We start from the raw sequence: 12,490 nt of genomic DNA, 5'->3' as shown, positions 1-12,490 counted from the left end.
CGGGCTCCACCCCCAGACCCCCGTTCGCGTCCTAAGGGCGCTCGTCCTCAATCTCCCCCAAGGCCTCAAGGGCCAGTGGCCCCCATGACAGGCCGAGGATGTGCACGCTGCCCGGTCCCGGATGCCCAAGGGGCGCGGGGAACTGCGCGTCCAGCCCGCACCGGGCCCGCACCCGAAAGCGGACCGGGTTTCAGGGGCGCGGGGAACTGCGCGGGACGCGGGCACGGTCCGCACACGAAAGCCGGCCGTCAAGGGGGGCGGGGAACTGCGCCGGACGCGATCGGGGGCGCGCCGCGGCCCCCGGGCAGAGGCTCGGGGGCCGGGGCGCACCGCTTGGCGGGGGCGGTCAGAAGTTGGAGCTCTGGTTTCCGAAGACCGGGTTCAGAACGCCGATCACGTTGACCGTGTTGCCCGTGGCGTTCACCGGCACGTGCACCGGCACCTGGACCACGTTGCCGGAGACGACGCCCGGGGAGCGCTCGGCCTTGCCGTCGGCCTGGGCCCCGCCGTGGGCGGAGGCCGCGCCGGTCGCGGCGGCGAGGGCGCCGCCGGCGAGCACGGTGACGGCGAGAGCCTTGTTGAGCTTCATGGTGTGGATCCTCCTGGTCGTCGCCGCGACCAGCCGTCGCGGCATGCCATGGAGAACGCGCGGCACCCTCAAGGGATGCGCTATGTGGGTGACATTTACACGACGGTATGAATCTCGCACCGGACCCTGACGGTCCGCTTCGGTCCGCGTCGGGTCCGCGTCGCGTCCGCGTCGGGTCCGCGCCGGGTCCGCTTTCGGTTCCTGTCCCGGGGATCAGCCGGTCACGCCGTGCCGCACCGCCCAGAGCGCGGCCTGGGTGCGGTCGGCGAGGTCCAGCTTCATCAGGATGTTCGAGACGTGGGTCTTGACCGTCTTCTCGGACAGGACGAGGTGGCGGGCGATCTCCCGGTTGGAGCGGCCGTCGGCGATCAGGGCCAGGACCTCCTTCTCCCGCTCGGTCAGGGTCGTGCCGCGCCCGGTGCCGCCGTGGCCGTCGTCCTGGCTGAGCAGGGCGCCCGCGACCTCCGGCTGGAGCAGCACGTGCCCGGCGTGCACCGAGCGGATCGCTCCGGCCAGCGCCTCCGGGTCGACGTCCTTGTATACGTAGCCGGACGCACCGCCGCGCAGGGCGGGAACGACCGTGCGCTGCTCGGTGAAGCTGGTGACGATGAGGACCTTCGCCGGGTTAGCGAGTTCGCGGAGCTTGCGCAGGGCCTCGATGCCGTCCATGCCCGGCATCTTCACGTCCATCAGGACGACGTCCGGCCTCAGCTCCTCGGCGCGGGCCACGCCCTCGGCGCCGTCGGACGCCTCCCCCACCACCTCTATGTCGTCCTGAACTTCCAGGAACGTACGCAGTCCGCGGCGGACCACCTGGTGGTCGTCCACGAGCAGGACCCGGATCACCTTGTCAGCCACCGGGGACCTCCATCTCGATCGTGGCGCCCTCGCCGGGTGCCGAATGCACGGTGAGCCTGCCGCCGACCCCGCTCGCCCGGTGCCGCATCGACACCAGGCCGAGGTGGCGGCCCGCCCGGCGGACCAGGCTCGGCTCGAAACCCCGGCCGTCGTCGGTGACCCGCAGCACGGCGCCCTGGCCCGCGCGCTCCAGGACGACGTCGACCCGGCCGGCTCCCGAGTGGCGCAGCGCGTTGTGCAGGGCCTCCTGGGCGACTCTCAGCAGGGCCTCCTCCTGGGCCGGCGGCAGGGCCCGCACGCCGAGGTTGTCGAAGGTGACGCGGGCGGCGTGCGCCCGGTCCAGGACTTGGATGTGGGTGCGCAGGGTGTGCACGAGGCCGTCCTCCTCCAGGGCGGCGGGCCTCAACTCCACGACGGCGGCGCGCAGTTCGTCGGCCGCCTCGGCAGCGAGGGCGGTGACCTGCTGGAGCTCGCCCTTGGCGCGGGCCGGGTCGCGGTCGACGAGGGCGGCGGCGGCCTGGGCGGTCAGGCGGAGCGAGAAGAGCTTCTGGCTGACCGCGTCGTGCAGCTCGTGGGCGAGGCGGGAGCGCTCCTCGGCGATGGTCAGCTCGCGGCTGCGTTCGTAGAGCCGGGCGTTGGTGAGGGCGATCGCGGCGTGCTGGGCGAGCAGGCGGAGCAGCTCCTCGTCGTGCTCGGTGAAGCCGCAGCCGCCTTCCGGTTTGGGGCAGCGCTTGTTGGCGAGGAAGAGGGCGCCCAGCGTCTCCTCGCCGTCACGGATCGGCATGCCGAGGAAGTCGGACATGTCGGGGTGGGCGGAGGGCCAGCCCTCGAAGCGGGGGTCCTTGCGGACGTCGGCGAGGCGCTCGGCCTTCTCCTCGTGGAGCATCGCGGCGAGGATGCCGTGCTGGCGCGGCAGCGGCCCGATCGCCCGCCACTGCTCGTCGCTGACGCCGTCGACGACGAACTGCGCGAAGCCGCCGTGGTCGTCGGGGACGCCGAGCGCCGCGTACTGCGCGTTCAGAAGCTCGCGGGCCGACGCGGTGATCGTCTTGAGGACGTCCCCGACCTCCAGGTGCCGGCTCATCGCGAGCAGCGCGGTGCTCACGGCGGCGAGGCCCGCGCTCGGCGAGGGGCTCTGCCCTGGTCCGGCGGGGTGCGCGGGTCGGGGACGGCTCATGTGGTCACCGTACCGGCGGGGTGTGACAGCGCGCCTCGGCCGGTGGTCGGCCGCGACTGGGCCGCAGGACCTAGGCCGAAGTTCCTCGCGGGGTGGGCCCCGCGTCCGACGCGGGGCGGGTGTGTCCGGCGCCACCGTGGACCCATCGACGAACACCTCGTCGGTGGCTCGAAGGACAGCTCGATGAACGAAGGGGTCGGACATCATGCCGGTTGCAATCATCACAGGGGCCTCGAAGGGGCTCGGCCGGGCCCTCGCCACGGCCTTGGCCCAGCGGGGCTGGGATCTGGTCCTGGACGCAAGGACGGGCCCCGTACTCACGGAGGCGGCGCGCGGACTCGGCCCGTACGGCACGAGGGTCGTGGCGCTGACGGGCGACGTCACGGACGCCGGGCACCGCGCGGAGCTGGTGGCGGCGGCGCGCCGGCTCGGCGGGCTCGACCTCCTGGTGCACAACGCCTCCGCCCTGGGCGCCGAGCCGCTCGTACGCCTCGCGGAGCTGGAACTCGCGGGGCTGCGCGCCGCGCTCGAGACCAATGTGGTGGCGGCGCTCGGGCTGGTCCGCGATGCGCTGCCCATGCTGCGCGCGTCGGCCGCGGGCGCGCTGGTCGCGGTCAGTTCGGACGCGGCGGCCGAGGCGTACGCGACATGGGGCGGGTACGGGGCCTCGAAGGCGGCGCTCGACCAGCTGGCCGCGGTCCTCGCCGTGGAGGAGCCCGGCCTTCGGGTGTGGGCGGTGGACCCGGGCGACATGCGCACCGATCTGTACGCGGCGGCGGTGCCGGGCGACGGCGCCGAGCGGCCGGAGCCCTCGGCGGTGGTGCCGGGCTTCCTTCGGCTGCTCGACGAGCGGCCGGCGAGCGGCCGCTACAGCGCCCCCTCGCTCGCGGAGCCCTCGCCCGGTGCAGGGACAACGCGTCCGGCGCTCTCCCAGGACGCCTTCGCGGTGGCCGCTCCGGGGGACGGCACGGGAAGGGCCGCGCGATGACGGTGCCCATGGTGGTGCGGGTGCCTGAGGAGCTCCTCGCCTCGGTGCCGGCCGAGGTGCGCGGGGCGGGCCGCGACGACGTACGGCTCATGGTGTCGCGCGGCGAAGCCGTATCGCACCACGCCTTCCGCGACCTGGCGGGGCAGTTGCGCGCCGGTGACGTGCTGGTCGTCAACACCTCGCGGACACTGCCCGCGGCGGTCGACGCCACGGTGGCGGGCCGGCCGGTGGTGGTGCACTTCTCGACGCTCGGCCCGGACGGGCGCTGGGCGGTGGAGCTGCGGACGCCGACGGCCGCGGGGAGCACGCGGCGGCGCCACGGGGACCGGGCGGGCACGGTCGTGGCGCTGCCCGGCGGGCAGCGGCTCGTGCTGGACGCGGCGCTGAGCCCGGACCGGCTGTGGTGGGCGCGGGTGTCGGCGGCGGATGTGCCGGGGCTCATGCACCGGTACGGGCGGCCCATCCGGTACGGGTACACCGAGCGGGACCAGCCGCTGGCCGCGTACCAGACGGTGTTCGCGCTGTCCGCGCCCGGCGGGCTCGGTTCGGCGGAGATGCCGAGTGCGGCGCGCCCGTTCACGGCCGGGACGGTCGCCGATCTCGTGCGGCGCGGGGTGTGGTTCGCGCCGGTCACGCTGCACACGGGGGTGGCGTCGGCGGAGGCGCACGAGCCGCCGTATCCGGAGCGCTTCGGGGTGCCGCAGGAGACGGCCCGGGTGGTGAACGCGGCCAGGGCGGGCGGTGGCCGGGTCGTCGCGGTGGGGACCACGGCGGTGCGCGCCCTGGAATCGGCGGCCGGGGCCGACGGTCTGGTGCGGGGGGCGACGGGCTGGACCGATGTCGTGGTGACGCCGGAGCGCGGGGTGCGGGTGGTGGACGGCCTGCTGACCGGGCTCCACGAGCCGGAGGCCTCGCATCTGCTGATGCTGGAGGCGATCGCCGGGCGGACGGCGCTGGCCGTCGCCTACGACCAGGCGTTGAGCCGGCTCTACCTGTGGCACGAGTTCGGCGACGTCCACCTCATCCTCCCGGAGGAGAACCCTCACCGTGCGCATTGCTCCAGCAACGTGGGGTGAAAATGTTACGGGCCCGATGTGAGCCCGCGCATAGGACGCACATCACTTACGAAGGCTGCTAGTGGACGAATAAAGACGGTGTGAGCCGCTGTGGAGTGGGTACGAGGCGCCTTTCGCGCCGGGGTGATCCACTACCTGGCTTCGTATGTAGCACCTTTGCCACGAGATTTTGCGGCCGCTAACAATGGCTCTCGTCGCACAGCGCTGCGGCCAACCGCCGCGGCGCTTTGCTGCGCCGTCCCCAGTCATTCGGAAGAGGTCCAACAGCCATGCCCGAGTCCAGCAACCCCGGTCATAGCCGTCTCGACAAGACGCACAAGATTTCGATCGCCGGTGTAGCCGCCCTTGGCGCCGCCGCCCTCGCTCTCTCGGTCTTCCCGGGGACGGGCCAGTCGGAAAGCGCCGCTGCCGCGGAGCCCGCCGCCTACGTGGTCAGCACGAAGACGGTCTCGCAGAACATCTCCAAGCAGCAGGTCACCGCGGACAAGCAGGCCAAGGACGCCGCGAAGGCCAAGGCCACCGCGGACGCCAAGGCGAAGGCCGCGGCCGACGCGAAGAAGCGTGACGAGGCCGCAGCGGCCAGCCGCTCCGCCGCCCGCAAGCCCGTCTACGCCAACAACCTCGACGGCTGGATCCGCCAGTCCCTCGACATCATGAAGAGCAAGGGCATCCCGGGCACCTACGACGGTCTGCACCGCAACATCATGCGCGAGTCGACCGGCAACCCGATGGCCATCAACGGCTGGGACATCAACGCCATCAACGGCATCCCGTCCAAGGGTCTGCTCCAGGTCATCCAGCCGACCTTCAACGCGTACCACGTGGCCGGCACGTCGTGGAACATCTACGACCCGGTCGCCAACATCACCGCCGCCGCCAACTACGCGGCCGACAAGTACGGCTCGATGGACAACGTCAACAGCGCCTACTGAGTGACGCAGGGCGACGTACGCGACGCCGAAGGGCGGCACCCCGTGCGGGGTGCCGCCCTTCGGCGTCCGGCGTACGCGGTTACTTGCGCATGACCTCGGGCTCGTGGCGGCGCAGCAGGCGCGCCACGAGGAAGCCGAGGACGATGCCGATGACGAGCAGCACCGAGATGTTCACGAACCACTGGGTGGCGTCGTGCTTCCACAGCGGGTCGAGATTGGTCGGGTCGCTCTGGTCCATCGGCGCCATCAGGTGCGAGAGGTCGAGCGTCGTGCCGACGCCGGCGATGGCCCAGCGCGACGGCATCAGCCAGGCGAACTGCTCAAGGCCCACCGAGTCGTACAGCTTGAACAGGATGCCGGTGAAGACGACCTGCACGATGGCGAACATGACCAGGAGCGGCATCGTCTTCTCGGAGGTCTTCACCAGCGAGGAGATGATCAGGCCGAACATCATCGAGGTGAAGCCGAGCGCGATCACGACCAGGCACATCTCGACCGCGGGCGGCATCACCAGGCCCTCGGCGGGCAGCTTGCGCGTGGAGAAGCCGATCACGCAGAGGATCACGCCCTGGAAGGCCGTGATGACACCGAGCACCAGGATCTTGGACATCAGGTACGCCGAGCGGGACAGGCCGGTGGCCCGTTCCCGTTCGTAGATGACCCGTTCCTTGATCAGTTCTCGTACGGAGTTGGCCGCGCCGGAGAAGCACATGCCGACGGCGAGGATCAGCATGATCGTGCCGGCGTCGCCGTTGAACCGGGACGGCGGGGTCGGCGGCGCGAGCCCGAACTTCGCCGGGATGACGACACTGACCGAGCCGATCACCGCGGGCAGGGCCACCGACAGGGCGAGGAAGCCCTTGTCGGAGGCGATGACGGAGACGTAGCGGCGCATCAGCGTCCACAGCTGGGAGACCCAGCCCTGGGGCTTGGGCGGCTTCATCGCCTGGGCCGGTGGCATCTGCACCGACTGCGGGGCGACGGCGTCGATGTCCGCGGCGTACATCTGGTAGTGCTGCGAGCCCTTCCAGCGGCCCGCCCAGTCGTAGTCGCGGTAGCTCTCGAAGGCGGAGAAGACGTCGGCCCAGGTCCCGTAACCGAAGAAGTTCAGTGCCTCCTCGGGCGGCCCGAAGTAGGCGACCGAGCCGCCCGGCGCCATCACGAGCAGCTTGTCGCAGATCGCGAGCTCGGCCACCGAGTGGGTCACCACGAGGACGGTGCGGCCGTCGTCGGCGAGGCCGCGCAGGAGCTGCATGACGTCGCGGTCCATGCCCGGGTCGAGACCCGAGGTGGGCTCGTCGAGGAAGATCAGCGACGGCTTGGTGAGGAGCTCAAGGGCGACCGAGACGCGCTTGCGCTGGCCACCGGAGAGGGAGGTGACCTTCTTCTCCTTGTGGATGTCCAGCTTGAGCTCGCGCAGCACCTCGTCGATGCGCTGCTGGCGCTCGGTCTCGGTGGTGTCGGCGGGGAAGCGCAGCTTGGCCGCGTACTTCAGCGCCTTCTTGACGGTCAGCTCCTTGTGCAGGATGTCGTCCTGCGGGACCAGACCGATGCGCTGGCGGAGCTCGGCGAACTGCTTGTAGAGGTTGCGGTTGTCGTAGAGGACGTCGCCCTTGTTGGCGGGCCGGTAGCCGGTGAGCGCCTTGAGCAGGGTCGACTTTCCGGAGCCCGAGGGGCCGATGACCGCGATGAGGGACTTCTCGGGGACGCCGAAGGAGACGTCCTTGAGGATGTCCTTGCCTCCGTCGACCGTGACGGTCAGGCCACGGGCGGAGAAGGAGACGTCACCGGTGTCGACGAACTCTTCGAGGCGGTCGCCGACGATGCGGAAGGTCGAGTGGCCGACGCCGACGATGTCCTGCGGGCCGAGCAGGATGCTGCCGCCCTTGGCGATCGGCTGACCGTTGACATAGGTGCCGTTGTGGGAGCCGAGGTCACGGATCTCCATCCGGCCGTCGGGCGTCGCGTGGAACTCGGCGTGGTGACGCGAGACCTGGAGGTCGGAGACGACCAGCTCGTTCTCCAGGGCACGGCCGATGCGCATGACACGGCCGAGCGCGACCTGGTGGAACGTGGTCGGGCTGCGGTCCCCGTACACGGGCGGGGTGCCCGCGGGGCCGTCGCCCTGGTGCGGGAACTGCGGCTGCTGCTGTTGCTGCTGCCAGGACTGCTGCGGCGCCTGCGGCTGCTGCGGCCATCCCCCCTGCTGGGGCGGGGCCTGCTGCGGTTGCGGATGGACGGGGGCCGCCTGCGCCTGCTGGGCGGGGGCGGGCTGGGCGTAGGCGGCCGCGGCGGCACCGGACAGATTCAGCCGCGGGCCGTCGGTCGCGTTGCCGAGGTGGACCGAGGAGCCGGGAGCGATGTCCATCTGATGGATGCGCTGGCCCCGCACATAGGTGCCGTTGGTGGATCCGTGGTCCTCGATGACCCAACTGCGGCCGCTCCAGCTGATCGTGGCGTGCCGCCACGAGACTCTGGCGTCGTCCACGACGAGGTCACCCTGCGGATCACGTCCCAGGGTGTACGACCTGGACGGATCGAGCGTCCAGGTGCTGCCATTCAATTCCAGTACGAGTTCCGGCACTCCAGCCCCACTTGTCGTCCCCCGAAAGACCTCCGCGCCGGAGGCCCGTTACTCCCGACACCGGGAGTCTAGGGATGGTGAACATCGTGGGGAACTATTTCAGGCCCGGCCTCGTATCCGAAACCCGGGCCTTGTGAATTAGGTGCACAGACCGGGCACAGTCCCGTCGCGGTCCTGCAACAGGGCTCCGGAACGCCCTCATTGGCATAGGACAAAAGCCCATTGAGGGCGGTAAGAGACCATGACTGCGGACGGATCATGATGTGCGCCCATAAAGGGTGCCTATGCGGCTCAAAAGGATCCGGCCCCGCAAGGCGCCGTCACCAGCCGGCCGAGCCGGTCGGCCGGGCCGGCCGGCCACGGGCGGGACCTGGCGGGACCGAGCCCGGAGAGGTCGCCCCGGCGCCGACCGGGGCCGTTGGAGGGAGCCCTGTCCGCTGGGCGGGACGGCGTGCGGGGCGGGCGCCGGGGCCGGATACGGTGGAGGCACCATGACGCCATCGCCCCTGCCCCCCGCCGGCCGGAGCTCCGACGCCGGTCAGAGCTCTGACGTACCGACGCTCCTCGTCAAGATCTTCGGCAAGGACCGTCCGGGCATCACCGCCGGGCTCTTCGACACCCTCGCCGCCTACGCCGTCGACGTCGTCGACATCGAACAGGTCGTCTCCCGCGGCCGCCTCGTGCTGTGCGCGCTCGTCACCGAGCCGACCGTGGCGACCCCGGGCGAGCTGCGCGCGACCGTGCACAGCTGGGCCGATTCGCTCAAGCTGGAAGCCGAGATCATCTCCGGCATCGGCGACAACAGGCCGCGCGGCAGCGGCCGTTCGCACGTCACGGTGCTCGGCCACCCGCTGACCGCCGAGTCCACGGCGGCCATAGCGGCCCGTATCGCCGGCACCGGCGGCAACATCGACCGCATCTTCCGGCTCGCCAAGTACCCGGTCACGGCAGTGGAGTTCGCCGTGTCGGGTGTGGCGACGGGGACGCTGCGCACCGCGCTCGCGACCGAGGCCGCCGCCCTCGGGGTGGACGTGGCCGTCGTCTCGGCGGGTCTGCACCGGCGGGCCCAGCGGCTCGTCGTGATGGACGTCGACTCCACGCTGATCCAGGACGAGGTCATCGAGCTGTTCGCGGCGCACGCCGGCTGCGAGGACGAGGTCGCCGGGGTGACGGCCGCCGCGATGCGCGGCGAGCTGGACTTCGAGCAGTCGCTGCACGCCCGGGTGGCGCTGCTGCGCGGCCTCGACGTCTCGGTGGTGGACAAGGTGCGGGCGGAGGTCCGGCTGACGCCGGGCGCCCGCACTCTGGTCCGTACGCTCAAGGCGCTCGGCTATCAGGTCGGCGTGGTGTCCGGCGGGTTCACCCAGGTCACCGACGGGCTCAAGGACGAGCTCGGGCTCGACTTCGCCTCCGCCAACACCCTGGAGATCGAGGACGGCAAGTTCACCGGCCGGGTCACCGGCGAGATCGTGGACCGGGCCGGCAAGGCGCGGCTGCTGCGGGAGTTCGCCGCGCAGGCCGGGGTGCCGCTGGCGCAGACCGTGGCGATCGGTGACGGCGCCAACGACCTCGACATGCTGAACGCGGCGGGCCTCGGCGTCGCCTTCAACGCCAAGCCCGTGGTGCGGGAGGCCGCGCACACCGCGGTGAACGTGCCCTTCCTCGACACCGTGCTCTATCTGCTCGGCATCACCCGCGAAGAGGTCGAGGCCGCCGACGGCGTCCTGGACTGAGCCCGCCCCGCACGGCACGCGAAAGGCCCCGGCGGTGCGCCGGGGCCTTCGTCTCGTCGTGGAGCAGCGGGGTCGCGGTCCGCAACCGTTCGCGGAGCGGCCCCGCATCGGCGGCTCAGGCGTGCGGTGCCCAGAACTGGACGAGCTTGGCCACGCCGTGCTCGACGGACTTCCAGGAGCCGTCGAAGGTGAGCACGGCGATGGCGGAGGTCGGGAAGCCGCTGCGGTTCATCCGCGACAGCACATCGCCCTCGGCCTGGCCCGCGAGCGCGTCGGCGAGCGCGTGCATGCCGGGGTTGTGCCCGATGAGCACCAGGTCGGCGACCTCGTCGGGCGTCTCGTTGAGCAGCGCGATCAGATCGCCGAGGGAGGCTTCGTACATCCTGTCCTCGTACACCGTCTTGGGGCGGTGCGCGAGTTCGTGCACGGCGAGCTTCCAGGTCTCGCGGGTCCTGAGCGCGCTGGAGCAGAGGGCGAGGTCGAAGGCGATGCCGGACTCCGCGAGGTGACGGCCCGCGGCCGGGGCGTCCGCCCGGCCGCGCTCGGCGAGCGGCCGGTCGTGGTCGGACACCTCGGGCCAGTCGGCCTTGGCGTGCCTGAGGAGGACGATCCTGTGCGGTGTGTCGGCGCTCATACCGTCCAGCTTCGCATGAATCAGGCCAACGGGCGCACGGTGTTGGAGGGCTCGGCCCGCTAGTTCGCGAGGGTGTGCTGGATGCGGGCGACGAGGTGGTTGAGGGTGCCGTCGCCGGAGGCCGCGTGGGCGTCACCCGATCCCACGACGAGCGCGAGGAGCACGAAGAACGCGATGGCGGGCAGCACCACGCCCCACCACGGCAGCTTGAAGTCGACGCCACCGGCGGTCGGTTGGGGGGACCTGGGGTGGGTGTGGGCCGACATGACCGCCTCCGTGGATTGCGGGTTCGAGTGCCGCGTACGAACCGGTCGTTCGCCGCACGTCAGAATCTACGGATCCGCCGGGTCCCGCCCCATCCGGTGACCCACCCACTTCACCCTGACCCTGACCCCCTAGGGGATGGTGGGGCTAGCCCCACCACGGCCGGGCCGGGGCCGGGCGAGCGGTCAGGGCGAGGCGATCGTCGCGATGATGGCGACGACGACCGTGACGGCGAGCATCGCGCCGAGCACGAGCAGGAGCTTCTTGTGGCTGTTCTGCGGATTGGGTTCGAGCACTGGCATGCGGTCAGTGTCGCATCCCGCTTTGGCCCGCTATCGCCGGGCCCCGGCCTCGTCCTCGATCGTACGGTCGCGCCCCGCCAGGATGCCGACGACGATCTGCGGCACCATGAGGGCCGCCATCAGCGCGATGGGCAGGTCCCAGCCGCCGCTGCGGTCGTGCAGGACGCCGACCAGGAGGGGGCCCGGGATGGAGAGCAGGTAGCCGACGCACTGGGCGAAGGCGGACAGGCGCACCACGCCGGCGTGGCTGCGCGACCGCTTGCTGATCATCGTGAGGGCGAGCGGGAAGGCGCAGTTGGAGACGCCGAGGAGCAGTGCCCAGGCCCAGGCGCCCGCGGCCGGTGCCAGGTAGAGCCCCGCGTAGCCGGCCAGACCGCAGACGCCGAGCGCGACGACGATGGGGCCCTGGCTGCGCAGCCGGTTGACGAGCCACGGGATGACGAAGCCCAGCGGCACGCCCATGACCATGGTGATGGAGAGCAGCAGCCCCGCGGTGCCGGCCGAGACGCCCGCGTCGCGGAAGATGGTCGGCATCCAGCCCATGGTGATGTAGGCGCCGGTGGCCTGGAGCCCGAAGAAGCAGGCGAGCGCCCAGGCCGTGCCGCTACGGGTGATGCGCAGCGCGGGCGCTGCCTCCACGCGGCTACTGGGGGCCGGCTCCATGTTTCCCGAGCGGTCACGGGTCAGCGGGATCCAGGCCGCCACGGCGACGACGGCGAGCAGCGCCCAGATGCCGAGGCCCTGGCGCCAGCTGCCGCCCAGTGCGTCGGTGACGGGGACGGTGGTGACCGCGGCGAGCGAGGTGCCCGCGGCGAGCGCCATCGAGTAGAGGCCGGTCATGGAGCCGACGCGGTCGGGGAAGTACCGCTTGACGATCACCGGCATCAGGACGTTGCTGACGGCTATGCCCATCAGGGCGAGCGCGCTGGCCGCGAGGAAGCCGGCGGTGCCGCCCGCGAAGGGACGAAGCAGCAGTCCCGCGGTGATGGCGGCCATGCCGGCGAAGACGACGGCTCCGGGGCCGAAGCGGCGGGCCAGGCGCGGCGCCATGATGCCGAAGACGGCGAAGCAGAACGCGGGTACCGAGGTGAGGACGCCCGCGATGCCGTCGCTCATGCCCAGGCCGCCGGTGACCTCCTTCATCAGCGAGCCGAGGCTGGTGATGGCGGGGCGCAGGTTGACGGCGGCGAGCACCAGCGCGAGCGGCACCAGCCACCGCGTCCACGACGGCGCCCGGCCCGCGGTGGCGGGGGCTTCCGGGAGGGCGGCGGGGGCGGTGGGCGCGGGGCTCAGCGTGGTGGTTTCTTCGTCGGCCATGAGGCCATCATAGAATCATGGGATGATTGGTTGTCC

Annotated in this window: 12 protein-coding genes; 4 read left to right on the top strand and 8 right to left on the bottom strand. The window is 71.6% G+C overall.

The genetic code is table 11. The annotated features are described in order from the left end of the window. Window positions 1-346: 346 nt before the first annotated feature. From OG432_RS27680 to OG432_RS27670, 3 genes are all read right to left on the bottom strand, one after another. A complete protein-coding gene (locus OG432_RS27680; RefSeq protein WP_328313681.1) occupies window positions 347-589 on the bottom strand; it encodes a chaplin in 243 nt (80 codons plus the stop codon). Between the two features lie 213 nt (window positions 590-802). Then, window positions 803-1,447 carry a response regulator transcription factor gene (locus tag OG432_RS27675; RefSeq protein WP_328313680.1) on the bottom strand — a complete coding sequence of 215 codons (645 nt, stop codon included), beginning with the start codon at window positions 1,445-1,447 and terminating at the stop codon, window positions 803-805. Further along, window positions 1,440-2,624, bottom strand: a complete 1,185-nt coding sequence (locus OG432_RS27670) for a GAF domain-containing sensor histidine kinase (protein WP_328313679.1) — start codon at window positions 2,622-2,624, stop codon at window positions 1,440-1,442. The genes OG432_RS27675 and OG432_RS27670 overlap by 8 nt, the downstream gene beginning before the upstream one ends. A 205-nt stretch (window positions 2,625-2,829) precedes the next feature. Here OG432_RS27670 and OG432_RS27665 point away from each other — a divergent pair, with 205 nt between their 5' ends. From OG432_RS27665 to OG432_RS27655, 3 genes are all read left to right on the top strand, one after another. After that, window positions 2,830-3,612, top strand: coding sequence for an SDR family NAD(P)-dependent oxidoreductase (locus OG432_RS27665; RefSeq protein ID WP_328313678.1), 783 nt, complete (start codon window positions 2,830-2,832; stop codon window positions 3,610-3,612). Further along, window positions 3,609-4,688: an S-adenosylmethionine:tRNA ribosyltransferase-isomerase gene (locus tag OG432_RS27660; RefSeq protein WP_328313677.1), complete on the top strand. Its 1,080-nt coding sequence runs from the start codon at window positions 3,609-3,611 to the stop codon at window positions 4,686-4,688. The genes OG432_RS27665 and OG432_RS27660 overlap by 4 nt, the downstream gene beginning before the upstream one ends. Window positions 4,689-4,957: 269 nt before the next feature. After that, on the top strand, window positions 4,958-5,620 hold the full coding sequence (locus OG432_RS27655) for a transglycosylase SLT domain-containing protein (protein ID WP_328313676.1): 663 nt from the start codon (window positions 4,958-4,960) through the stop codon (window positions 5,618-5,620). Between the two features lie 79 nt (window positions 5,621-5,699). Here OG432_RS27655 and OG432_RS27650 read toward each other — a convergent pair whose 3' ends face one another. Then, a complete protein-coding gene (locus OG432_RS27650; protein ID WP_328313675.1) occupies window positions 5,700-8,204 on the bottom strand; it encodes an ABC transporter ATP-binding protein/permease in 2,505 nt (834 codons plus the stop codon). Between the two features lie 491 nt (window positions 8,205-8,695). Between OG432_RS27650 and serB the strand changes: the two genes are divergently transcribed. Next, window positions 8,696-9,937: a phosphoserine phosphatase SerB gene (serB, locus tag OG432_RS27645; protein WP_328313674.1), complete on the top strand. Its 1,242-nt coding sequence runs from the start codon at window positions 8,696-8,698 to the stop codon at window positions 9,935-9,937. A gap of 115 nt (window positions 9,938-10,052) precedes the next feature. On the opposite strand, the gene OG432_RS27640 is transcribed toward serB, so the two are convergent. From OG432_RS27640 to OG432_RS27625, 4 genes are all read right to left on the bottom strand, one after another. After that, window positions 10,053-10,571, bottom strand: coding sequence for a SixA phosphatase family protein (locus OG432_RS27640; protein ID WP_328313673.1), 519 nt, complete (start codon window positions 10,569-10,571; stop codon window positions 10,053-10,055). Window positions 10,572-10,630: 59 nt separating this feature from the next. Continuing rightward, window positions 10,631-10,837 (bottom strand): hypothetical protein, encoded by a 207-nt coding sequence (locus OG432_RS27635; protein WP_328313672.1) that lies wholly within the window; start codon window positions 10,835-10,837, stop codon window positions 10,631-10,633. 183 nt (window positions 10,838-11,020) lie between these two features. Then, on the bottom strand, window positions 11,021-11,137 hold the full coding sequence (locus OG432_RS27630) for an SGM_5486 family transporter-associated protein (RefSeq protein ID WP_262985314.1): 117 nt from the start codon (window positions 11,135-11,137) through the stop codon (window positions 11,021-11,023). A 30-nt stretch (window positions 11,138-11,167) separates the two neighbouring features. Further along, entirely contained in the window at window positions 11,168-12,454 is a 1,287-nt protein-coding gene (locus OG432_RS27625; protein ID WP_328313671.1) for a CynX/NimT family MFS transporter, read from the bottom strand. Between the last annotated feature and the right edge of the window lie 36 nt (window positions 12,455-12,490).

This window comes from Streptomyces sp. NBC_00442, assembly GCF_036014195.1.
Lineage (GTDB): Bacteria > Actinomycetota > Actinomycetes > Streptomycetales > Streptomycetaceae > Streptomyces.
Note: the sequence above shows the minus strand (reverse complement) of the source record. Positions and strands in the feature narration are given on the sequence as shown.